This is a genomic window from Pseudomonas psychrophila HA-4 (assembly GCF_000282975.1).
Taxonomy (GTDB): Bacteria; Pseudomonadota; Gammaproteobacteria; order Pseudomonadales; family Pseudomonadaceae; genus Aquipseudomonas; species Aquipseudomonas psychrophila_A.
Genome location: NZ_ALJC01000128.1, coordinates 169,743 through 193,678, shown reverse-complemented (window position 1 = coordinate 193,678; position 23,936 = coordinate 169,743). Strand labels below are relative to the sequence as shown.

The window sequence follows — 23,936 nt, the reverse complement described above, 5'->3', positions numbered from 1 at the left end:
AGAGTGGCAATGACATCGCTATAACCAGCGGAGGCGCGGTGACCCTTGAGGCGGTCAAAGACCTGCACCAGGAAAGTCACGAGAAGAGCAATAACAATGCCTTCTGGGTGTCCTCAAAAGGCAAAGGCAACACCGACGAAACACTGCGCCAGACCCAGATGATTGCCGAGGGCAACGTCGCGATCAAGGCGGTGGAAGGCCTGAAGATCGACGTCAATCAGGTCAATCAACAGACCGTCAGCCAATCGATTGAGGCGATGGTCAAGGCCGATCCGCAACTGGCCTGGATCAAAGACGCAGAGGCGCGCGGGGATGTTGACTGGATGCAGGTTAAGGAAATCCACGACAGCTTTAAATACAACAACTCAGGGCTTGGGCCTGCTTCGCAGATCATTATCGCGATTGTAATGGCCGCAGTAGTTGGGCCAGCAGCAATGGGTGCCATGACGGCAGCAGGAGCTGGGGCCGGAGTTGCTGCCGGAGCAGGTGCCGTTGCAGCTGGTGCAGCGACAAACGCCACTGCGAGTGCTGTGAATAATCGCGGCAACCTTGCTGCGGTGATCAAGGACGTTACGTCATCAGATGCGGTGAAGGGCTACGTGATATCAGGTGTTACAGCTGGTATTACGGTTGGCTACTTTGATGACTTGACGGGTACCCAAACCAATACGGGGACTAGCAAGGTCAGTGCGCCGCTAAGCACTTGGAAAGGTGTTGGGCAATTTGCCGCCAATCAGACCCTGCAGAGTGGTACCTCTCTGGCTTTGAACAAGGCTTTAGGGCAGGGTGGCAATGTTAGCGATGCGTTGAAAATTGCGTTGTTTAACACCTTGGCGGCAGCGAGTTTCAATGCCGTAGGTGATTACACAAAAGGGGTATTTAAGGACGGCTCATCCCAAAAAATCGCGATTCACGCCATGGTGGGTGGTTTGCTAGCGGAAGCGACAGGCGGCGACTTTAAAACTGGAGCTTTGGCTGCTGGCGCTAACGAAGCACTTGTGGGGCAACTGTATAACTTGGTCAAGGGCGATGAAGCGCTGCTGACCATGAGTTCACAGATTGTGGGAGTTTTGACGGCGGCGGTTCAGACGGACAGTGATGCGCCCAAAATAGAGAAAGGTGCTTGGGTCGCGAAGAACGGTACGCAGTACAACTTTCTAAACCATCAAGATGTTGAGGCGCTTCTCAAGGATGCGCGTGAATGCAGTGCGACCAACACTTGCGATGAGGTGAGAAATAAATATGCGGATCTGAATGATGCGAACGACAAGCGTCTTAGTGCTCACTGTGCAGCTGATCCTTCGGGCTGCTACGTGGCCTATCAGGATTTCGTCGCAGAGTCTAACAAGACGCTAGAGCTTCTATCCCAAGCGCGTGTATCTGGCGATATCCCGGACAGCCTGAAGAACCTGTTGGGCGCGGTACAACTGTTCAACACCAACGCCAAACTGCAACTTGTGGAAGGTGGAATCACTTTAGGCACGGCGCAGGCAGTGAGTGACGCTGCTGCTGGTTTGGGCTTTAATGTTGAATCCGAAACGGTGGGTAGCGCTTCTGAATGGTTAGCTATACTGGCTGCGGTTGGGAGGGGGAAAGGTGCAAAAGGAATTCCGTCTATTCCTAACTCAGGAGCGAGCAGTGCAGCAAACGCGGCTAAGCTCAAAATGCAGTTAGTTGCTGAACAGGCAGCAGGAACAAGGGCTCCGACACTGATCAATGGCTATTCAGCTCATGCATTAGAACAATTTGCGGGAAGAGATGGCGGTATTGGCGTTAGCCAGTCTGCTCTCAATAGCGCCTGGTCTAGTCCTCTGAAAATTGAATATGTCCCTTCAAAGTACGGCCCAACATTTAGGTATACTGGGGCGGATGCCGTCATAGTGGTCAATGCTGAGGGTAAAGTGGTAACTGGATGGGGCAAGTCCTCTTCGGGGACAGGAAAATGAGCTGCATTTTAACAAGCGCACAATGGCAGCTTTTAATTGCGTTGTGCTTTCTGGCGGGAGAAGTCCAACTAGCTCTAGCTGAGAAATTATTTTATGGTTCGTTAGCGTCGGGTGAAATTGACGAGCTATGCGAGTTGATTTCCAATGAGTTTTTGATGAGTGGTATAGAAGAGAGCTTTGAGCCGAATAGTTATGGCCTTGAGCTCGAACTGCTTCTGGATGCGGTCAATCGAGGGCGTGGCCAAGAAAGTTAACGGTTTGTAATTTCTCTGCGTTGGGGTTGGTGCAAAAGGCGCAGGTGAGGTTGCCTCTACAGGCGTAAAGCCTAGTGTCTTTAATTGCGTGGTTGATGTCTCCTGACCAAGTCGCGGGCGAGCGGCGTCTTATGAAAATCAATTTTGAAGACGCCTACTTCTGCCGCGAAACGATCTACAACGCCATCTATGCGCTGCTTGTCGGGGAGCTGCGTAAAGAACTTATTCAGTGCCTTCGCCAAGGGGAAAGCACCCGTAGACCTCGCTCTGGCGGCGTTGACCGGCGCGGGCAGATTCCTGAAATGGTCAGTATTCACGTGAGACCTCCAGAAATCGAAGACCGTTTGATGCCCGGCCACTGGGAGGGAGATCTGATTAAGGGTAAGGATAATGGCTCGTGTGTCGGCACCCTTGTGGAGCGCCCGAGCGGCTATCTAATGCTGGTGAAAATGAACGATGCGACGGCGGCTTTGCTGTTCAGGGCTTCAGTGCCGCACTGAATGGCATGCCGCTGGCGGTGCGTAAAAGTATGACCTATGACCAAGGCCGCGAAGTGGGTAAACATGCTGAAATCACACAGAACACTGGGGTGGCGATTTACTTTTGCGACCCGCCCGCATAGTCCTTGTCAGCGCGGTAGTAATGAAAATACTAACGGTTTGATTCGCCAGTACTTGCCCAAGGGCACTGACTTTTCGGTACATCGCCAAGAAGCGTTAGATGCCATTTCGTATCAAATGAATATTCGCCCTCGCAAACGCTTTGGTTATAAATGTCCGGTTGAAGTAATTACGGAGGTGATGGGCATGTATCATGCCGCGCCTGCTTTAAATCAATAGCCGTGTTGCACTCGGCTTTTACAAACGCCGTCCCTAAAGAAACCGTCACCGTCCACTGTCTGCCTATATGGGCGCCGGTTCTATTTTTGGCCAACCAAACCGCGTCTTGTATTGACTGGCGAGTTGATTGCTGGTTGCGCCGATTTTATTGCTGTAAAAACGATCAATGCTGATACTTCTCACTTTAGGAGCAACATGTGAAAAAACCGTCTCAAATTCTGCTGTCGGGCTTTACTGCCTTAGCCCTGCTGACGCTGGCCGGTTGTGCGGCTACAGAAAGCTCCCGCGCGTTACCTGTCGAATAAGTCGCCAGCGCCAATGTTGCCTATTCCGGTGCGCGCGTGCCGATTGCTGTCGGCAAGTTCGACAACCGCTCAAGTTACATGCGCGGAATCTTCTCCGATGGTGTGGATCGTCTTGGCGGTCAGGCCAAAACTATCTTAATCACTCACTTGCAGCAGACCAATCGCTTCAGCGTGTTGGACCGCGACAACATGGGTGAAATCTCCCAAGAAGCCGCGATCAAAGGCACTGTGCAGAAGCTCAAGGGCGCTGATTATGTGGTGACCGGCGACGTGACTGAGTTCGGTCGCAAGGAGACCGGTGATCGCCAATTATTCGGCATCCTCGGCCGTGGCAAGACCCAAGTGGCTTACGCCAAGGTCAACCTGAATATCGTCAACATAAGTACCTCAGAAGTGGTGTATTCCACCCAAGGCGCAGGTGAATATGAGCTGTCCAACCGCGAAGTGATCGGCTTCGGTGGCACTGCCAGCTATGACTCAACCCTCAATGGCAAAGTTCTGGACTTGGCCATGCGTGAAGCGATCAATCGCTTGGTAGACGGCATCAACGCCGGTGCCTGGAACCCACGCGACTAAAAGAAAAATGCCAAGGAGCAGTACACAAATGAGCAAGGCATTGAAATTAGCGCTGATGCTGACAGCAGCCGCTACGGTCGCCGGGTGCCAGACAGCGCCTAAATCCCTCTATCAATGGGAGAGCTACCAGCCGCAGGTTTACGAGTATTTCAAAGGTGAGCCCAAGGAACAGCAGGTCGAGGTAATGGAGCAGGATCTGCAAAAGATCAACGCCAGTGGCCACCAAGCACCACCGGGCTACCACGCCCACTTGGGCATGTTGTATTTGAGCATGGGCAAGGATGACCAGATGGTGCAGGAGTTGCGTACCGAGAAAGCGTTGTTTCCCGAGTCTGCGAGTTATATGGACTTTCTGCTCAAGAATGCCAACGCCGGAGACGTCAAATGAACTTCTTGAAGGTGTCTATAGTCTTGCTTGCCTTGGGGTTGCTGGGCGGCTGTGCGGCACCCAAAACGGTAGATTATTCGGCTTTCAAACAGGCACGGCCCAAATCGATTTTGGTGTTGCCGCCGATTAATGAATCCCCTGAAGTGCAGGCCTCGTACAGTTTGGTATCCCAGGTGACTTACCCGTTGGCTGAAGCGGGTTACTACGTACTGCCGATCGCTTTGGTAGACGAAACCTTTCGTCAGAACGGACTGACAACGGCTACCGACATCCAGGCCGTGGCACCGAACAAATTGTATGAGATCTTTGGTGCGGATTCCGCGCTGTACATCACCGTGACCGAATACGGTACCAAGTACATGCTGATCACCAGCGACACCGCCGTAACAGCGTCGGCCAAACTGGTAGATCTGCGCACTGGCACCACCTTGTGGACGGGTACTGCACGGGCTTCAAGCGAGGAAGGCAACAACAACGGTGGCGGTCTTGTCGGGATGTTGATTACCGCGGCGGTCAAGCAAGTTATCAACAGCTCCACCGATGCAGCTCACCCTATTGCTGGCGTTGCGAGTGCTCGCTTGCTATCGGCAGGCCAACCTACGGGGATCCTCTACGGGCCACGTTCGCCCAAGTACGGTTCGGACTGACTGGCGTGGGGTGATCGCTTTGAGCTGATAGTTACAGCATCCAAGCCGGTCAGCCTATGCCGCTTCATACATGACGCGCCTGCCGTCCCCAGGCGCGTGCTGCTTAGTGCGTCGTTAGACCATCCAGCGATTTATCGACATACGCCTTGGCCAGCTCCACCAGGTGCATGGCCGACAACACAAGATGGCGCGCATGCCCGCTCAACCCATTCCCCGCCTCACAGGCCGAAGCCCCCGCGCAGCGCAACAAGTCTGACGCTTGGGCCAAAGCCGCTTCTAAATTGACGCTGTCCGGGATGGCATACGTGGCCGAATCCACGTGCCGTGGAGGCTTAGAGTCGAGCAGGTAAAAGTCGAGGGCGCGATCAGTGGCGGCGCGGTCCAGCGACAGTGAATCGCACTCAGCAGTAGCGTGCTGGGGGAGAGCCGGTGGGTCTGGAACGATTTTTTTCATGGTTACAACTCCTAATCAATTGAGGAGCTGTCACCTGTCGCGACTAAACGAATAGGTGGCAGCCGTACGCAGGTTAGTCGACCGGTGATCAGGAGAACCGGCGCGCTCGAAGGCGCCCTGCGCACGGCCACCATAAAGCGTAGGCCGAAAAAAAGCGCCTCGCGGAGGTGGCGCCTTGCGCCTGATCACATTGTCGGGCGACTAAACCCAACCGCTGTTTTACAGCGATGGGCCGAGACTATTCCGCGAACTGGACAGGCGCAAGCGAACGGGATTTTCTCGGAAGCTTCGCATGATTGAAAGGGAAACGTCGTACGAAATGGCTGATTATTCGTGGCAAATCGACACCCTGTAGCAGTTGCCGAGCCTTGCGAGGCTACGTCCGATTGCGAAGCGATCGTAAATCCTGCATATCGGATTTAACTGGGGAATCGCGATAGCCGATTGACGACGGCTGCGCCGCCGGACGTAGCCTCGCAAGGCTCGGCAACTGCTACGCGGGAGAGGTGCTTGGCTCCCTGCGCGCAAGCATCTACTGCGCAATGCTCTAAAGCGGCGACAGGATGTCGTTCCACACTTTGTCGCGCAGGTGCGGCAACTGGCTTTTCTCCAGTTCTGTCAGGCCAAAGTCATCCGGTCTTTCTAGCACGTCGAAGAATTTGACGATGCGGCAGTTGAATCGCTGATTCCCCAGGTCTTCATTGACGATGTAGAGAGGCAGCGCTTGCACGTTGAACAGGCTTGTCAAACCCTTGGCCTTGCCGATGTTGAACTTGATGGCGTAGGCCAGTTTGGAGTTGCGGCTTTCGGGGTGGTAACTCACAAAGTCGCCAAAGGCGTAGATGACCAACGCAGCCTGTTTGCCGTCCCGCGGGATGAGTTGCGCAGGCTGACTGACATGCGGGTGGTTGCCCAGAATGGTGTCAACGCCGTACGCAATCACCTTGTGCGCCGCGTCCACAATATTGGCGTGGGGGTACATCTCGAACTCCCAGCCCCAGTGGCAGTACGCGATGATCCAGTCCGCGCCCTTGGCTTTCGCGGTGGCGACCTGTTGTTCGATGAGTGAGTAATCAGGCGGCGGGTTTACATCGTTGAATCGCACTTCGTTGGCGAGCCAAGGCGTGTCAGCAGGAATAGGGTGACCGTTAAGGTCGAAGGTGTAGGCCAGCAGGGCGACTTTAATGCCGTCTTTTTCGAAGATAACCACATCGTCTTGTTCGGCCTGACTAGCGGCTGTCCCGGCATAGAGGGCGCCTGATCGTTTGAGCACGTCGAGGGTGGCCAGTACGCCCGGTTCCTCATAGTCCATCGCGTGGTTGGTCGCGGTGCTGAAGAAGTTGATGTTTGCTTCGTCGCGAAACTTACGGAACATCGCCTCAGAGGTGTTCATGCACGCAGGTTTACCCGGTTCCTGATTGCGCCCAATAGGTTGGTTCTTATCAACGGTGGACTCAAGGTTAGCGCTCACAATGTCTGCGGTGCTGTAGAAGTCGGTGATGTCGTCGAACAGGTGCGGTGTGTTCTCAGGTGTTAGGACATCGACAGCGAGCAAGTCGCCCGCGCATGAAACAGACACCGAGGGCGTGTCCGGTGCGAGTAAGTCCAGTGTTTGCGAGGCGAAATAGTCCTCCAGCGCCGAGCCTTTTTCGGCCACTTCAAGCTGGTTGAACCAGTAGCGATAGACCCACTTGAGTTTTTGAAACGCACTGCCCGAGATGTTGTAAACGCCCGTCTCTGGCTGCGGGTAGTGGAACTGGTCGTAGCAGATGTAGCTCGCCAACAGCACCGCAAATCGGGCTTGGGTGCGCTTGTTTTTTAGCCATTCAAGCTGGGGGAGCAGTTTGCCAAACTCAGGATCAATGAAGATTTCGTCGGGCTTGATATCGCCTTTAGACGCGATAAGGTCGGCCAGCGCGGGCTGTATTTTTGCCCAAACATTGTGTGGCCCGACCTGGGCAACCCAGCCAAACAGTACCCGAACGTGCTCAGTTTCTTCGGGGGTGAGCGTCTCGACCATCGCCAACTCACCGTTAGCTACGCGCTTTAGGATCTCGACGGTCTGGTCGCCGTGCTCATCAAGACAGGTCTTGATCTGCTGCATGACCTGTCTTAGCGCGTTAATAAAATCTGCATTCATCCTGAATATCCTTCTGTGATTGGGGCCTGCGGTGCTGTAACCGATTTCGGGGTTGTGGCGAGCCCTTGCAGGGTCAATATCGTCACGTCCCGCGCTTGCTCCAGCACACGCCGCTTCCACGGGTCGGTATCAATGTAGAAGGCATCGCGCAGTTGGCGTTTTATTTTTACGCGCTGAGCCTCTGGGGTCTGTGGATGGTTCTGCAACCATTGATCAGCACGCAACGCGTTGAGTACCGAGGGGCCGGGTTGGGTGCCGTACTCCAAGGTCAGGCCGTTGTATTGCGCCTGTGGGCACTCTTGCATGACCGCTAAATCCAGGGTGCCGTTAAGCACGGCGGACGAGGAAGTGCCGTCTTCGCTGGTGGTGACCTGTGCGCCCCACCAGCGCCGCGCCCGCGCAATATCATCGGGGTGGGTGCGCCCTTTGTAGATGCGCTCGCCCACGCCATACGGGCCAAGCCCTGTGTGCACATCGATCCAGCCGATGCGTTGGCACTCGCGGCCTAGGCGGCGAATGATCTGGCGCAGTTGTTGGTTGCTCCAACTGGGTTCGGTGCCCGAAAAAAATAGCCCTTGAGGGTCGGTGTGTTGGCCCCGTGTGATGGCCGATTGCAGGGCTTTAGGCCCGTGGCGCAGGGCGTGCCCAGCAAGGCCGAGCGTGCTGAGCAAGGTCGGCGGTTGGCGTTTGGGCAATAACAGTGCAGCGATTGCGCTGTATTCCGGGTTTTCGGGCAGCGGCTGGTTGAAGTCAATGAAGTTGCGATTGAGGTCGACATTGCTTTCGTTAACCCGCCGCACCCACGAGAAGCCGTAAGGGTTGAGCGCATGCAGATAAAGCACCGCCAGATCATGCCGTCGGCAGTGCTCCATCCAGTCGGCGTTGCGCAAGTGATCAATCTGTACTGCTGAGCCGCAGAAGCCTTCGACACCATGCACGCCGCTGCTCACGACCAGCAGGTTAGCGGCTTTGGGTGAGCCTAAAAGTGCCACGTCAATGGCCAGTTTTTCTCCGTCGCGGCCCGGCAGCGGGTGAGGGTGGGATTGCACTTGCAGCCCTGCCTGTGTGCAGGCTTCAAGGAATTTTTGCCGAGCTTCGGCGTAGCTTTGTGAAAAGCAGGTCAGGTCCATCAAGCATTCTCTATTGATAGTCGTGAGTGAGGTGTTGGGAGCACGCGGCGTGGGCTAAGCCACGCTTACCGTCGGCAGTCCCACCGGCGTAGTGCGGGCATTGAGTTCATGTCGGGTGCGTTCGGGGTCGATCAACACAAGACCGAGTGCGGTGAACACTAAAAGGGCAATGCCGAATAGGCCGATGGCCAGCTCGAAACCGTTCACCAGGTCGCCGTTCTGCCAGCCGATGGCCTGCGCCACCAGCAGAGGGGCGAGCATTCCGGCGGTGGTCAGTAAGGCGATATGGATGGCCAGCATGCTCCCGCGTTGGCGGGCCGGGGCGATGTGGGCAACGATGCTAAAGCCAAAGGCTGAGAGCAGGTTGAGCAGGATGCTGCCCACCAGAAATAGACCTAAGGTCACGGTCAGGCTGGTGCTGGTGAACCCCATGAAGATGTAAGCCACGGCTGCGATCAAGCACGCCAGCAGGGGCGGAACAACCATTGCCTTGCGGATGCTGGCGCCACGCTTCATGGCGCGCTGTGCGAGGCTGGACACCAGCAAGTTGATGGCAATAACACCCAGGGTGGTGGCGAACACCAAGTAACCCGACTGCATGGGCGTCATGCCCAACCCTTTTTGCAGGTAGGTGGGCAACCAGCTGTAGAGCAGGGCATTGGGCAGGTAACTGCAAAACGCGACCAAGGTGATGCAGACAAACGTGCGGTTGAGCAGCAAACGGCTGTAGGGCAGCGTGGGCAAAGCGTCGCCATTGCTGCTCTTGGTGTCGTCGTGCTGGCCTTCGCGGCCATAGAGTTGCCACAGCAACAGCCAAATCAACCCCACACCGGCCAACAACACATAACCCGTGCGCCAGCCGTATTGCTCGATCAGCCTTGGCAAGGCCAGCGCGCCCGCGATGGCGCCGAGCATGATCGCGACCTGAATCAACGCCGCTGGCAACACCCGCTCACGCGTGGCGTACCACTTAAAGCAGGCGTGCTGGGTGACGGCGGTGCCGGGGCCGCAACCGGCGCCGAGCGTGACGCGGCTGGCCAGCAAGGTGACGAAGCTGCTGGACATTGCCGCGAGCAGTTGCGCAGTCATCCAGACCAAGGCCATGCCAGAGAGAATCCAGCGGCTGGGCATTCGGTTAGCCAGAAAGCCCACCAGCACGCCGGAGATCGAGTACAGAAAGAAAAACGCGCTGCTGATAAAACCGAATTGCGCGGGTGTCAGTTTCAGTTCGTCAATGATCTGCGGGCCAGCAAAGGCGAAAATGGTTTTGTCCAACACGCTGATAATGACCACTGTCATCAGCAGTGCCACCACGAACGGGCGTCGTTTATCGGTCAAAGAGTGCATGGTTATCGCCTTTTAAAAGGGAGCGGTTAGAAGCGAACGCCGACACTGGCCTCTAACATGCTTCGATCTGCCACCAGGTTGTAATCGCCACCACCGGTATTCAGGTAGCTCAGGTTGAAGGTGTAGCTGCTTTTGTAGTCGCCGCGAACGCCGAGGATTTGCGCATAGCGGCCTTCGGAAAACACGCCGTCATAGGCGTGGCCCTTAACGTCATAGACCAAGGTGAGCGAGGGCGTCAGGTCGAGCCCGGGCAACACATTCTTGTAATTGATTTCGGCTTTGGAGCGGGTGCCCCAAGAAAACGGCGTGACAAACCCATCCATCGAGCATTTTGTGGCGGGGCCTGTGCATTTGGCGCCAGGGCCATAAGGCGCGCTGCCAAAGCCTGGGCGCCCATAGCGGCGGTCGTCGGTGTCGGGCAGGTTGTGCACGTACTTAAAGCCCGCTTCGGCCGAAAGCTTCATTTCGCCACCCAATACGTTGCTGAATGGGTGGCTGGCGCCGAGGTTGAATTGGCTGACCCGAAAACGGTCGTAGCCTGGCGCCAAGTAGCCGGTGGGTGTTTTGGCCAGGTAGGCGAAGGGGCCGTTACCGGCCAGCAGGCCAGTAATAAAGTCGGCGCCGTTCCAGGCAATCGGCTGATTGGGGCGATAGCTGTACTCGGCATAGATACCCGTGCCGCCCGGTAGCCGCGTTTTAAAGTTAAGCGCGTACAGGCGCACATTAGTCGGGAAGGCGCGCAAATAATTGGCGGCAATTCCGGTAGGGACGGCTTGGCCTACGTTGGCCGCCGCGGGCGTCAGAACGCCGGGGCCGGTGCGAACTACTTGGGTAATGGCATCGCGGCTGGTGTAGTCGGCGAAGTAAAAGCCGAACAGCCCGACGTTATCCCACCGATATTGCAGGCTGGCGCCGTATTGGTTGTTGCCGGGGCGGTGGTCCGGGCCACGGGCCACGCTGTCCAGCGGGTTGTTTAGCGCTTGGCCATCAGTGGTGTAAATCGGTCGGCCAGCCACCGCGCTTAGCACGCTGCCGTTCAGCAGGAATTGATCACAGCCCGGCTGCGCATAGTCGCTGGTCGACAGATAGCTGCCGCACCCTGGGTAGGCGTTGGGGCGGAACTCAAATTGATTGAAGGCATCAACGCTCAGGTTGTCGGTCAAGGCCAGCTTGGCGTACAGCGTTGGCATGGCCACGGTACGGGCCTCGGCGATTGAGGTGCTGCGGCGTGCCGCGGCCCAATCAAACGCGTTCACCGCCTGCAAGCCTCCGCTGATCGTGGTCGGCGTGACCCATGGAATGGCCTGATCGCCAAGCCGCACCAGCAAGTCGTGGCCACCCGGCTGGAAGTTGCCGTACACATACGCATCGTTGATCACGGCGTTAGAAAACCGCGCCAGCGAGTCAAAACCGTCATCGCTCAGCGGTTCGCCTGCACGATAGCCATTGGGGACGCTGCCATAGTCGACACCCTGATGTTTTTGGGCGTAGTCGTACCAGCCTTTGGCGCTGACAAAGACGCCAAGGTTGCGATGGCTGAGGTCTGCTTGCAGGTAGGTTTCGAGCGACGTAGACACCGCATCGCCGCGCTTGTAGTTCAGGTCGCCGTCGTTGAACAGGTTCATGCCGTTTTCGGTACTGGTCAGGTGCTGGCTCGGGTTGTCCATGCGTCGCACCGTTCCGAGTGACAAGGCGCCTTTCACGTTTAGGCGTGTGTCGTCTTGTTGCCATTCGATGCCTTTGCCCAACCCGGACTTCAGGTCGCCAAAAACCAGTTCTCCGCCCGTTGCCGGAGCGGTAATGCCAGCGGTGAGCAAGGACGTGGCGAGCCCGGTCACGAGGGGTTTACCGGCCATGCCCCACTTTCTTTTTATTGTTGTTTTCACTGACTCATACCTTCGTTTTGTTTTTTTCTTGAGGATGCCAGGCGTTTTCAGTCTAGCGCCCAAGCAAGCGCCGTAATACGGCGAATACCGACAGCAATAGGGCCAATATCGCCACGAAAAACAGGCGGTGAACACACCGTTGGGTGTTTGTTGGCAACGCTGCTTTAATCAGTTTTCAAAGAGGGGTGACGCGCTGGGCTGTAAGGGCAAAAAGGCTGCTGGCAGACAGCGCACAGGAGAGGGGGCTAGTATCGCCAACAATAAATCCAATATCGCCAGGTGAGCCCATGAACGTGCGTATTGATTTACTCCACGGCCCTCACAGCATGGTCGGTACGCTTTTTAGCGTTATCGACATGTTGCGCACCTTCAACAACCTGTGGCAGATGCGTAACCCGGATAAAAGAGGTGCGTTTTTTCATTGGCGTCTGATCGATGCCTCGGGCAATGAACTGCCGCTGCCGGACTGGATGTCGGGCATGCAGTCGCCTACAGGAGGGCGTAAAACCCTGCGGCCCTCGCAGACGGCGTTATTTGTTCCGGGTGTGCAGATGAAAAGCGTGCCGGACCTGAACCACGTTCTGTATCAGTGCACCGAAGAACTGAGCTGCATCGCGCGGTATCACTCTCAGGGTCGCGCCATTGCGGCCAGTTTCAATGGCCCGGTGATGTTGGCCCGTGCAGGTGTACTCGACGGCCGCCGCGCCACCGTCACCTGGATGATTGCGAACTGGTTTGCGTCCAGCTTCCCTAACGTACAACTGGCGATGGAAGGCCCGGTGGTGGTGGACGGGGCGGTTTTCACCGCTGGCGCTCCGGCGGCGGTCTGCGACCTGGTGGTTGAATTGATCCGCCATTTCGCCGGTGAAGAAATGGCACAAATCGCGACCAATGGGTTGCTCTACCACCCCATGCGGTTTGAGCATTCCAGCCTCAACTTTCCGGGCATCTCGGTGAAAACCCGAGACAGCGTGGTCTTCCGGGCCAAGCACTGGATCCAACAACATATTCAGGCGCCCTACAGCCTTGAGCGCGTAGCCCAAGAAGCGGCTGCCAGCCCGCGCACCTTGTTGCGACACTTCAAAGAAGTAGAAGGCATGACCCCGCTGGACTACTTGCACCGACTGCGTGTCGAGCGGGCCAAGCAGCTACTCGAAGTGACCTTGGTCGACCTGAACGAAGTGATGGAGTATTGCGGCTATCAAGATGCCAGCGCATTTCGGCGTTTGTTTAAACGGGCCACAGGTGTTACGCCGTCCGAATACCGGCGCCGCTATTCCATGCGCATCTCAAGCAGATGGTGGCGGGCCGATGATCCGGGGGCGCAAGCGCGAGAGGGCGATTTGATCACAGGCCTGGGGATTGAGCCTGATCAAAAACCAGCGCAGTGATGAGGTGAACGATCAGAGGCTTCAACTGAGCATTGCGCGGATCCTGGGGACTGACTAAATTGGCGCATCTGACGAGACATTTGTCTTACCCGTTTCTACGTGCAATAAAAATGGGTAGTTTGGATCTATAGTGGCTGGCGCAAAGGCCCGCTGTACGGCATCGACTGATGGCGGTGTCGCTTAATCTGCCAAGAACAGCATTCGAGGTAATCATGTCTGTCCCGAGTATCGACTGGAGCACATTGGGCTTCAGCTACATAAAAACCGACTACCGCTACCTGTCTCACTGGAGCCAAGATCAGTGGGATGCGGGTGTCCTGTCCGAAGATAACGTGCTGCACATCAGTGAAGGCTCCACCGCCTTGCACTATGGGCAACAGTGCTTCGAAGGCCTCAAGGCTTATCGCTGCAAGGACGGTTCGATCAACCTGTTTCGTCCTGACCAGAACGCCCTGCGTATGCAGCGCAGTTGCGATCGTCTGATGATGCCGAGGGTCTCGGTTGAACAGTTCATCGATGCCTGCACCCAAGTGGTCAAAGCGAACGAGCATTTCATTCCGCCGTACGGCTCGGGTGGCGCGCTCTACCTGCGGCCTTTCGTGATTGGCGTGGGTGACAACATCGGCGTACGCACTGCACCTGAGTTCATTTTCAGCGTGTTCTGCATTCCGGTTGGCCCGTACTTCAAAGGCGGCATGAAGCCTTGCGACTTCATGATCTCTGATTACGACCGCGCCGCGCCTAATGGCACCGGTGCTGCCAAAGTGGGCGGCAACTACGCGGCCAGCCTGCTGCCTGGCTCTGAAGCCAAGCGCGCTGGTTTTGCGGACTGCATCTACCTAGACCCGCTGACCCACACCAACATCGAAGAAGTCGGCTCGGCCAACTTCTTTGCAATCACCGAAGACAAACAATTTGTCACCCCGCGTTCGGCGTCGGTACTGCCGGGCATCACCCGCCTGTCATTGATTCAACTGGCCAAAGACCGTCTGGGCTTGACCGTGGTTGAAGGCGATGTGCGGGTAGACGAACTGAGCCGCTTCAGCGAAGCCGGTGCCTGTGGCACCGCTGCCGTGATCACGCCGATTGGCGGCATCCAGTACCGCGACAAACTGCACGTGTTCCACAGCCGCGAGGAAGTGGGGCCGGTGACGCAACAGCTGTACAACCAACTGACCGGCATCCAGTCCGGAGACGTTGAAGCGCCAGAAGGCTGGATCGTGAAGGTTCAAGGGGCGTAAAGACCGGCTTGGCCATTGTCAGGCATTGAATTGCCGGGCAGTGGCCAAGGCTGTTCGTTCAAGCCAAAGCAGACCTTGGCGTGATTGCCTGTGGCACGCGCTGAGTGGCGCTGTGGATGAAATTGGTTTATTTCAAGCATTAAAAAGCCGGCTTGTGGCCGGCTTCTCGGGGGCGGGTTTGGTTTGTTTTTGGCAAACCGCACTCACCTTCAATCGGGACATCCAGCGCGTGGCGTCTGGGTGTGTGGGGCGTGGTGGCTTATCGCTGCTACGCCCTGCAATCCGGCCTGCAGGGAGCAGGGGGATGCGCGAGTGCGGCAGAGCATACTGGGAATTGATCGCGTTTCCCAGCAAAAATCCCACTTCGGTTTCACCTTCTCACGCCTTAACACCCTAACCCTCCAGTTTGTAAGGCACTGGCGGGCGACGTTTATTTAGGGTGGACCACCAAAATACCCAGCCCAGTATTCGCAGGTTTTGCTCTTGTATCTGGAGCGAGCAGAAGAGTTCGTCCGGGTATTCTTCGTGGTTGTGGCTGCGCAAGCGTAAGCCGTTGTTGGGCAGGCGGTAGACGTATTTGATGCGCAACATGCCGTCTTGTTCGAGGGCGTAGATTTCGCCGTCGACGATTTGGGTCAGGCTGCTGTCGATGGCCACGGTTGAGCCCGCTTCAATTCGGGGCACCATGCTGTTGCCGATCATGGGCGCACACAGGGCCTGGTCAGGGCTGACGTCCATGGTGTGCAAGATGGCCGAGGTCAGGCGTATCCGGTGTTCCGGTATCTGGGCCACGTGGGTTTTTCCTGAGCCACTGGCATTCAGCACTTCGTTGAAGAACGGCACGTCTATGTCGCTGGTGTTGTTGGGGGCGGTGTGGGGGTGTGAGGTTCTTAGCTGCTGGTCTGGCGCTGACTGAGGCGCCGTAGGGCTGATGATCGGGGCTCCTGGATGTTTGATGCCTTCACCGGTGCGCAGCCATCGGCTGTTAACGCACAACAGTTCGGCGATTTCGTCCAGTCGGGCCATGGGGATGCCGCGCTTGAACCAGTTGTTGACGTGCTGCGGCGTGACGCGGCGATTGGCGGCGAAGTCCGAAGCGGATAAATGACACTCCCGCAGGAGGGTTCTGAGGCGATCACCGGATGTATTCATGAAGGCGGAGTTTACGGAGAAGACGACACCGTTTAAATAAACTAAACGTTCAAAAAAAACAGGTGAAAAGAGATAAATCCTCGTCTTAAAACGATATTTCCCACTTGATTCCTGCACTCATTCAACTGGCATGAACAGGCTGTGTTTCTGTGTGTTTAGGCAGGCATAAAAAAACCCCGGTGAGCCGGGGTTTTTAGCGCGTTGAGCAAGCTGTTGAAGCCTGCCGGTCTGCACTTAGCCTTTGTAGGCAGCAACCGATTTGGTGATCTCGGCGCGGGCAGCTTCAGCGTCGCCCCAACCTTCGATTTTTACCCATTTGCCTTTTTCGAGGTCTTTGTAGTTCTCGAAGAAGTGCTGGATCTGCTGAATCAGCAGGGGTGGCAGGTCGGTGTACTCTTTCACGTCAACGTACAGCTGGGACAGCTTGTCGTGAGGCACTGCTACTACTTTGGCATCGCCGCCGCCGTCGTCAGTCATGTGCAGGATGCCAACTGGACGTGCACGGATAACCGAACCTGGAGCTACTGGGTAAGGGGTCACTACCAGCACGTCGAGGGGGTCACCGTCGTCGGCCAGCGTGTTCGGGATGAAGCCGTAGTTGGCCGGGTAGAACATCGGGGTAGCCATGAAGCGGTCAACGAACAGGCAATCGCTGTCTTTGTCGATTTCATATTTGATCGGCGCGTGGTTAGCCGGAATCTCGATAGCGACGTAGATGTCATTCGGCAGGTCTTTGCCAGCCGGAATCTTGCTGTAGCTCATTGGGCGGTGCCCCCGTGTGTAGGCCAGTTAGCTTGGCCGATTTGGCCAAAAAGTGGCGGCGATTATAGGCGTATTCCTATAACCGCGTCACGCTTGGCTGTTTAGTGATGTGCGCGATATTCGGGGTGTTCGCTCTGCAGCTTGCGTAGCCGTGCCAGGGTGTCCTGACGATAGAACAGGCTGAGCTGCTGATAAACCAGCGGGTAGACGTGATGCAGCAGGTCTGGCGCGCTGAAGAAGTATTCGCTGGTGACCGCAAAGAACTCAGCCGGGTTTTCGGCTGCATAGGGGTCGATTGGCGCGTGGTCGGGATTGTGGTGATCCAGGTACTGGTTTAGGTGATCGAAGGCTTGTTGCATGTTTTTGGTCCAGTCACTCACCTGCATGTTGCTGTGCAGCGGCGGCATGCCATTGGCGGCGCCATTGAGCATGTCGAGCTTGTGCGCCAGTTCGTGAATCACCAAGTTGTAACCTGCCCAGTGTCCACTGGCCAGTACCCCCGGCCAGGCCAGAATCACCGCGCCGTGCTGCCAGGCTTCACCGCTGTGATGGCCTTCCCAGACGTGTTCAACGCCACTGGAATCACGATGGCGTTGCGGGCTGACGAAGTCATCCGGGTACAGGACGATTTCATGAAAGCCCTGATACCAGTCTAAATCGCCCAGATTGAGCAGCGGCAGTTGTGCCTGAGCGGCCAGCAGGAGCTGGCCTTCTTCCGTGAGTTCGACCCCGGGCATGGGCGTGAGGTGTTTTTCCTTGAGGAACAACACACTGCTTTCACGCAGCCATTTGTCCTGCGCGTCGTCCAGCCCGTCGAGAATACTCAGCTGTTGGCGAACGTCATGCCATACGTCTGCCGCGACCGGGTGTTGCGCCAGAATCCGCTGGCGCCGCCATTCACTCAGAGACCACATAGGGCGCTCCCCAATCAGGCTTTAGACGGGCTGCGGCCCATACGGCTGCGGATCACACCAATAATCATCGGTACCAGCGACAGCACGATGATGCCCACCACCAGCAGCGACAGGTTGGATTTGATAAACGGCACGTTGCCAAAGAAGTAGCCGAGGGTGACCAAGCCGCCGACCCACAGGATGGTGCCGAATACGCTGAACATAAAGAAGCGCGGGTAGAACATGCGTGCCACGCCCGCTACAAAGGGAGCGAAGGTGCGGAAAATCGGCAGGAAGCGCGCCATGGTCACGGTTTTTCCGCCATGACGTTCGTAGAAGTCGTGAGTTTTTTGCAGGTAATCGCGACGGAAAATCTTCGAGTCTGGATTACTGAACAAGCGTTCGCCTGCGGTGCGTCCTATGACGTAGTTGGTGCTGTCACCCAATATCGCCGCCAGCATCAAGAGTCCGCCCAGTAATACAGGGTCCATACCGCCACCAGCCGCTACGGCACCAGCGATAAACAGTAACGAATCACCCGGCAGGAATGGCATGACAACCAAACCGGTTTCACAAAAGATCACCAGAAACAGGATGGCGTAGATCCACACTCCGTAGTCTCTTACCAGCATGTCCAGGTACACATCGAGGTGCAGGATAATGTCGATCGGGTTGAAATCCATGTATGGCACCTGTGTTGATGACCCGGCTCAGCAGGTCTGTGCGGGGGAGGTAGGTATTTAACTACAGGGTATGTAGTTTTTTCGTACATTTTGAACCGAAAGGATTATACGGATTGACGCGGATTCTGCTGCTTGAGTTTGTAGCGAAGCGTGTATTAGTTCTTCTTGACCAAAGGGGTAGGAGCGAGCGTGCTTCGCGATCTTTTGCTTTTAAGGATCAAAAGATCGCGAGGCACGCTCGCTTCTACGCAGGGATTTGGCGCGTGATTATGCGTCTTTTAGCAGGAAATTCTCGTTAGGCGCGGCCACCTCCAGGGTTTGTACTTGCGCCTCGTCCTTCAAGTTAACCCCCGACAATTTCCGACGGCAGGCTTCGCGCATCAGGTACGCCAGCCGATGAGCGGCCATGCCGTAACTTAAACCTTCGAGCCTGACGTTGGAGATGCAGTTGCGATACGCATCGGTCAAACCAACTTTGGGCGCGTAGGTGAAATACAGGCCCAAGCTGTCGGGCGAGCTTAAGCCTGGGCGTTCCCCGATCAGCATCAGCACCATTTTGGCGCCCAATAGTTCGCCAATCTCATCGGCCACCGCGACGCGGCCTTGTTCCACCAAAACCACCGGCGACACACTCCAGCCCTCAGTGGCGAAATGTTCTTCCATGCGCGCCAAAAAGGGCTGCGTGTGGCGATGAACGGCCAGTGCCGATAATCCGTCGGCCACCACCACGACCACGTCAAATCCCCCCGCATTGGCTTGGGCGTAGTCACGTAGTTGCTGCGCCGAGTCTTCGTTGAGCTTGCGCCCCAGATCGGGTCGTTGCAGGTAGCTGTGGCGATCAATGGCAGCGCTGTGCACCAGCAAACTGTCGCGTCCGCGCTCTGCGAACTGGCTGCTCAGCCCCACATGATCAAACGGCAAGTGCACGGCGTCCCGTGCTTGAGCATGGGCGAATTGAAAATCCAACTGCGCTTGGGTCGGCATGCTGGTGCCCGTGCGCCCCAGCGCAATGCGCGCTGGGGTTAGGCGGCGCAGTTCCAGCCAAGGGTTGAGGCTGTCGGTCGGCGTAGTGTCCATGTTCAGCGTCCTCCCAAATGAGCCAGTGCCTGACGAAACGCGGGGGGCAATTGCTGGCCGAATTCGATCCTTCCATCGTTCTGGGTAAAAATTCCGACCTTGCTCAGCCACTGTTCAAACTCGGGCGCGGGCTTTAATCCCAAGGTTTTACGGGCATAGAGTGCGTCATGGAACGACGTCGTCTGGTAGTTGAGCATGATGTCGTCCGACCCCGGAATGCCCATGATGAAGTTGATCCCTGCCACGCCTAACAGCGTCAGCAGGTTGTCCATGTCGTCCTGATCCGCTTCGGCGTGGTTGGTGTAACAAATGTCACAGCCCATTGGCACGCCCAGTAACTTGCCGCAAAAGTGGTCTTCGAGCCCGGCGCGGATGATTTGTTTGCCGTTGTACAGGTACTCGGGGCCGATAAAGCCCACCACGGTGTTGACCAAAAACGGCTTGAAATGCCGCGCCACGGCGTAGGCCCGGGTTTCGCAGGTTTGCTGGTCGACGCCGAAATGCGCGTTTGCTGACAATGCGCTGCCTTGGCCGGTTTCGAAATACATCAGGTTATTGCCCAAGGTGCCACGGTTGAGGCTTAGGCCTGCTTCGTAACCTTCTTGCAGCACGTTCAGATTAATCCCGAAGCTGGCATTGGCCGCTTCGGTGCCGGCAATCGACTGAAACACCAGGTCAAGCGGCACGCCGCGGTTGATCGCCTCAATGGAGGTGGTGACGTGGGTCAGCACGCACGACTGGGTCGGGATTTCATAGCGCTGAATGATCGCGTCGAGCATGTTCAGCAGGTCACAGATCGAGGCAATGCTGTCGGTGGCCGGGTTGATGCCGATCATCGCATCGCCGTTGCCATACAACAGGCCGTCGAGAATGCTCGCCGCAATACCTGCCGGGTCATCGGTGGGGTGGTTGGGTTGCAGGCGGGTCGACAGGCGGCCGCGCAGGCCCATGGTGCCGCGAAACCGGGTGACCACGCGGATCTTCTGCGCCACCAGAATCAAGTCCTGAACGCGCATGATTTTCGACACCGCGGCGACCATTTCCGGGGTCAGTCCGGGCGCCAGTGCGCGCAAGCTGTGTTCATCGGCGGCGTCACTGAGCAGCCAGTCCCGAAAACCGCCCACGGTTAGGTGGCTGACGGGCGCAAAAGCAATAAGGTCGTGGCTGTCGATAATCAGCCGCGTCACTTCGTCTGATTCGTAGGCAATTAGTACTTCTTGCAAAAAATACGAAAGCGGGATGTTGGCCAGCGCCATTTGCGCAGCGACGCGTTCGCCATCATTGAGCGCGGCAACGCCGGCTAGATAGTCCCCGGAACGGGCCGGACTGGCTTTGGCCATGACGTCTTTGAGGCTGTCAAAACGGTAAGTCTGGGTACCCACCGCGTGAGAAAAAGTTGCCATACAAGGTGCTCCTCAACGCCAGACGCGGTGCGCCTGGCGGGTTTCTCAGCGACTAGTGCAGGGATTGCTCAGCCTGTTGAATGGCTGCGAATTCCTCTTCCGGTGTACCGGCCACCAAGTGATGTCGACTGTAAAAAGCAAAGTAGGCAATTAATACGCCATAGATCACCGCCGCGCCAATCACAACGCGTGGATCCACCAAGAAGCCTGCGACCACCGCCACGCACGCCAGCACCAACGCCACGCCCGAGGTGACAATACCGCCCGGCGTGCGATACGGACGCTCCATTTTGGGGCGACGAATGCGCAAGGTAATGTGTGCAGCCATCATCAGCACGTAGGAAATGGTCGCGCCAAATACCGCCACCAGAATCAGCAAGTCGCCCTGACCGGTCAGCGACAGGCCAAAACCGATGATGCCGGGGATGATCAACGCCAGTACGGGGGCTTTGCTTTTGTTGGTCTCTGACAGTTTGCGCGGCAAGTAGCCTGCACGGGACAGGGCAAAGATCTGACGCGAGTAGGCGTAAATGATCGAGAAGAAGCTGGCGATCAAACCCGCCAGACCGACCAGGTTGACGAACCCGCCCATCCACGTTGAGCCGCCATATGCCTTACTCAATGCTTCAACCAGCGGGTTGCCCGATGCCATCAGATGGTGCGCGCCGGCGGCGCCCGGACCGATGATCAGAATCAGCAGGGCAAAGGTCACGAGCACCAGCATGGCGCCAATCAGCCCGCGGGGCAGGTCGCGCTTAGGGTTTTTGGTCTCTTCGGCTGCCAGCGGCACGCCTTCAACGGCGAGGAAAAACCAGATCGCATACGGAATGGCCGCCCATACGCCGACATAACCAAACGGCAGAAACGCGCTGGCGCCTTTGGCCTCTGTGACGGGGATGTCCAGCAGGTTGGCGACGCTGAAGTGCGGCACCATCGAGACCAGAAACACGCCCAAGGCAATGGCGGCCACGGCCGTGATGATGAACATCAGCTTGAGCGCTTCGCCGACGCCGAAAATGTGGATGCCAATAAAGATGATGTAGAAGGCCAGGTAGATCATCCAGCCGCCGATGCCGAAGAGCGACTCGCAATACGCACCAATAAACACCGCGATGGCGGCGGGGGCGATGGCGTACTCAATCAGAATCGCGGTGCCGGTCAGAAACCCGCCCCACGGGCCGAAAGCGCTGCGGGCAAAGCCATACCCGCCGCCTGCGGTGGGAATCATCGAAGACAGCTCGGCCAAGGAGAAACACATGCACAGGTACATGGTGGCCATCAGCAAGGTGGCGATAAACATCCCGCCCCAGCCGCCTTGGGCCAGGCCGAAGTTCCAGCCGGCGTAGTCGCCGGAGATCACGTACGCCACACCCAGGCCTACCAGCAGGACCCAGCCCGCAGCGCCTTTTTTGAGTTCGCGTTGTTGAAAATATTCGGAGCCGACCTTTTCAAAATCGACAGAGGAGGGTGCCGCCGAAGCAGCATTGGGTTCGCTAGGCATGTCAGTTCACCTGTTCTTTTATAGTTTGAAAAAATATGACAGGGAGCAAAGCAAGAGCTGGGCCAAAGGCCCGATGGTATGAACGGGCTTGTCTCGCGATCTTTTGATTTTTAAAAGACCGCGAGCAAGCGCGCCTAAAGAGGGCTTTTAGAAGAAGCCCAGCGGATTGATGTCGTAGCTCACCAGCAGGTTTTTGGTCTGCTGATAGTGGTCGAGCATCATTTTGTGGGTTTCACGGCCAACGCCGGATTTTTTGTAGCCACCGAACGCAGCGTGCGCGGGGTACAGGTGGTAGCAGTTGGTCCACACGCGACCGGCCTTAATGGCGCGGCCCATGCGGTAGGCGCGGTTGATGTCGCGGGTCCACAAGCCAGCGCCGAGACCGAACTCGGTGTCGTTGGCAATCGCCAGTGCTTCGGCTTCGTCTTTGAAGGTGGTGATGCTGACCACCGGGCCAAAGATTTCTTCCTGGAAGACGCGCATTTTGTTGGTGCCCTTGAGCAGCGTCGGCTGGATGTAATAACCCGTCGACAGATCGCCTTCGAGCTTGGCCACCTGGCCGCCGGTCAGCAGCTCGGCGCCTTCGGCCTTGGCGATTTCAAGGTAGGACAAGATCTTGTCGAACTGCTGCTCGGACGCCTGAGCGCCGACCATGGTGTCGGTGTCCAGCGGATCGCCACGTTTGATCGACTCAACCTTTTTCATCACCACTTTCATGAAGTCGTCGTAGATCGACTCTTGAATCAGTGCGCGAGAAGGGCAAGTACACACTTCGCCTTGGTTGAAGAACGCCAGCACCAAGCCTTCGGCGGCCTTTTCAATAAAGGTCGGCTCGGCCTGCATGATGTCTGCGAAGAAGATGTTCGGTGATTTGCCGCCCAGTTCCACGGTCGACGGGATGATGTTCTCGGCAGCACATTTCATGATGTGCGCGCCCACTGGCGTCGAGCCGGTGAAGGCGATTTTGGCGATGCGCTTGCTGGTGGCCAGTGCTTCGCCGGCTTCTTTGCCGAAACCTTGCACCACGTTCAACACGCCCGGTGGCAGCAGGTCGCCAATCAGTTCCATGAACACGGTAATGCTCAGCGGGGTTTGCTCGGCGGGTTTAAGCACGATGCAGTTACCGGCAGCCAGCGCCGGGGCGAGCTTCCAGGCGGCCATCAGCAGCGGGAAGTTCCACGGAATGATCTGCCCGACCACACCCAGCGGCTCGTGGATGTGATAAGCCACGGTGTTGCCATCAATCTCTGCCGCGCTGCCTTCTTGGGCGCGAATGCACCCGGCGTAGTAGCGAAAATGGTCGGCGGCCAGTGGCACGTCAGCGTTCAGGGTTTCGCGTACCGCTTTGCCGTTGTCCCAGGTTTCGGTCACGGCCAGCAGTTCGAGGTTTTGTTCAATACGATCAGCGATTTTCAGCAGTACCAGCGAGCGCGCCTGTACGGAGGTCGCGCCCCAAGCATCGGCTGCGGCGTGGGCGGCATCCAAGGCTTTTTCGATGTCTTCGGCAGTTGAACGAGGGAATTCTGCGATGGGCTTGCCGTTCACAGGCGAGGTATTGGTGAAGTACTGGCCTTTGACGGGTGCCACGAATTCGCCGCCGATGTAGTTACCGTAGCGGCCCTTAAATGTGATGACCGAGCCTTCAGTACCGGGTTGTGCGTAACGCATGGAGTGTCTCCTTGGCTTTATTGTGCTTATGGGAGGACGCGCTGTGGCGCTGCCCAAAGCAGGAGCAAAGGCTGGGCCAAATCGCCGCGGCCCTTGTAAACCGGGGGTTTGCGATTTTTAGAGGGCATTGGGAGTGCAACCGTTGTGACACCCGAGGTACAGCGTGAGTGACACTTTGTGTCAAAAACGACACAGTGGATGACCGATGAGTCAGTTCGAGATTGCAATGCACAGAGCGCAAGAGGATGCTGGG

At 56.9% G+C, this 23,936-nt stretch carries 19 protein-coding genes and 2 pseudogenes; 8 read left to right on the top strand and 13 right to left on the bottom strand.

Annotation, left to right across the window (positions count from 1 at the left end):
* The 6 genes and pseudogenes from B347_RS25325 to B347_RS0122895 all read left to right on the top strand — a co-directional run.
* The coding region (locus tag B347_RS25325) for a DUF637 domain-containing protein (protein WP_192812406.1) at nt 1–1,946 on the top strand (1,946 nt) is incomplete at its 5' end.
* On the top strand, nt 1,943–2,200 hold the full coding sequence (locus B347_RS0122915) for a hypothetical protein (protein WP_019412033.1): 258 nt from the start codon (nt 1,943–1,945) through the stop codon (nt 2,198–2,200). The genes B347_RS25325 and B347_RS0122915, both read left to right, overlap by 4 nt.
* A 71-nt stretch (nt 2,201–2,271) precedes the next feature.
* A pseudogene (locus tag B347_RS25485) lies at nt 2,272–3,039 on the top strand (IS30 family transposase); the annotation flags it as partial.
* A gap of 215 nt (nt 3,040–3,254) precedes the next feature.
* Nucleotides 3,255–3,920 (top strand): annotated as a pseudogene (locus B347_RS25480) (CsgG/HfaB family protein).
* 28 nt (nt 3,921–3,948) lie between these two features.
* Complete coding sequence (locus B347_RS0122900; protein WP_019412030.1) at nt 3,949–4,308, top strand: DUF4810 domain-containing protein; 360 nt, start codon at nt 3,949–3,951, stop codon at nt 4,306–4,308.
* Nucleotides 4,305–4,955 (top strand): DUF799 domain-containing protein, encoded by a 651-nt coding sequence (locus B347_RS0122895; RefSeq protein WP_019412029.1) that lies wholly within the window; start codon nt 4,305–4,307, stop codon nt 4,953–4,955. Before B347_RS0122900 ends, B347_RS0122895 begins: the two co-directional genes overlap by 4 nt.
* 103 nt (nt 4,956–5,058) lie before the next feature.
* Here B347_RS0122895 and B347_RS0122890 read toward each other — a convergent pair whose 3' ends face one another.
* The 5 genes from B347_RS0122890 to B347_RS0122870 all read right to left on the bottom strand — a co-directional run bounded on the left by B347_RS0122890 (nt 5,059) and on the right by B347_RS0122870 (nt 11,882).
* Nucleotides 5,059–5,409: a DUF6124 family protein gene (locus tag B347_RS0122890; RefSeq protein ID WP_019412028.1), complete on the bottom strand. Its 351-nt coding sequence runs from the start codon at nt 5,407–5,409 to the stop codon at nt 5,059–5,061.
* 547 nt (nt 5,410–5,956) lie between these two features.
* Nucleotides 5,957–7,549 (bottom strand): CapA family protein, encoded by a 1,593-nt coding sequence (locus B347_RS0122885; RefSeq protein WP_019412027.1) that lies wholly within the window; start codon nt 7,547–7,549, stop codon nt 5,957–5,959.
* Nucleotides 7,546–8,679: a M14 family metallopeptidase gene (locus B347_RS0122880; RefSeq protein ID WP_019412026.1), complete on the bottom strand. Its 1,134-nt coding sequence runs from the start codon at nt 8,677–8,679 to the stop codon at nt 7,546–7,548. The genes B347_RS0122885 and B347_RS0122880 overlap by 4 nt, the downstream gene beginning before the upstream one ends.
* Nucleotides 8,680–8,733: 54 nt before the next feature.
* Nucleotides 8,734–10,026, bottom strand: a complete 1,293-nt coding sequence (locus B347_RS0122875; RefSeq protein ID WP_019412025.1) for an MFS transporter — start codon at nt 10,024–10,026, stop codon at nt 8,734–8,736.
* Between the two features lie 26 nt (nt 10,027–10,052).
* Nucleotides 10,053–11,882: a DUF1302 domain-containing protein gene (locus B347_RS0122870; protein ID WP_019412024.1), complete on the bottom strand. Its 1,830-nt coding sequence runs from the start codon at nt 11,880–11,882 to the stop codon at nt 10,053–10,055.
* Between the two features lie 317 nt (nt 11,883–12,199).
* Between B347_RS0122870 and B347_RS0122865 the strand changes: the two genes are divergently transcribed.
* Both B347_RS0122865 and B347_RS0122860 read left to right on the top strand, forming a co-directional pair.
* Nucleotides 12,200–13,303, top strand: coding sequence for a GlxA family transcriptional regulator (locus B347_RS0122865; RefSeq protein ID WP_019412023.1), 1,104 nt, complete (start codon nt 12,200–12,202; stop codon nt 13,301–13,303).
* Between the two features lie 212 nt (nt 13,304–13,515).
* The gene (locus B347_RS0122860) at nt 13,516–14,544 is read left to right on the top strand and encodes a branched-chain amino acid aminotransferase (protein ID WP_026014366.1); all 1,029 of its coding nucleotides are present in this window, start codon (nt 13,516–13,518) and stop codon (nt 14,542–14,544) included.
* Nucleotides 14,545–14,937: 393 nt separating this feature from the next.
* Here B347_RS0122860 and B347_RS0122850 read toward each other — a convergent pair whose 3' ends face one another.
* From B347_RS0122850 to exaC, 8 genes are all read right to left on the bottom strand, one after another.
* Entirely contained in the window at nt 14,938–15,696 is a 759-nt protein-coding gene (locus B347_RS0122850) for a LexA family transcriptional regulator (protein WP_081498342.1), read from the bottom strand.
* A gap of 234 nt (nt 15,697–15,930) precedes the next feature.
* Nucleotides 15,931–16,458, bottom strand: a complete 528-nt coding sequence (gene ppa / locus B347_RS0122845) for an inorganic diphosphatase (protein WP_016779241.1) — start codon at nt 16,456–16,458, stop codon at nt 15,931–15,933.
* Between the two features lie 101 nt (nt 16,459–16,559).
* On the bottom strand, nt 16,560–17,372 hold the full coding sequence (locus tag B347_RS0122840; protein WP_019412020.1) for a zinc-dependent peptidase: 813 nt from the start codon (nt 17,370–17,372) through the stop codon (nt 16,560–16,562).
* A gap of 14 nt (nt 17,373–17,386) precedes the next feature.
* Nucleotides 17,387–18,034: a DedA family protein gene (locus B347_RS0122835; protein WP_019412019.1), complete on the bottom strand. Its 648-nt coding sequence runs from the start codon at nt 18,032–18,034 to the stop codon at nt 17,387–17,389.
* A 267-nt stretch (nt 18,035–18,301) separates the two neighbouring features.
* Complete coding sequence (gene eutC / locus B347_RS0122830; RefSeq protein ID WP_019412018.1) at nt 18,302–19,111, bottom strand: ethanolamine ammonia-lyase subunit EutC; 810 nt, start codon at nt 19,109–19,111, stop codon at nt 18,302–18,304.
* A gap of 2 nt (nt 19,112–19,113) precedes the next feature.
* Nucleotides 19,114–20,514 (bottom strand): ethanolamine ammonia-lyase subunit EutB, encoded by a 1,401-nt coding sequence (locus B347_RS0122825; protein WP_019412017.1) that lies wholly within the window; start codon nt 20,512–20,514, stop codon nt 19,114–19,116.
* Nucleotides 20,515–20,566: 52 nt separating this feature from the next.
* A complete protein-coding gene (gene eat / locus B347_RS0122820) occupies nt 20,567–22,015 on the bottom strand; it encodes an ethanolamine permease (RefSeq protein WP_019412016.1) in 1,449 nt (482 codons plus the stop codon).
* Nucleotides 22,016–22,162: 147 nt separating this feature from the next.
* Entirely contained in the window at nt 22,163–23,683 is a 1,521-nt protein-coding gene (exaC, locus tag B347_RS0122815) for an acetaldehyde dehydrogenase ExaC (RefSeq protein WP_019412015.1), read from the bottom strand.
* Between the last annotated feature and the right edge of the window lie 253 nt (nt 23,684–23,936).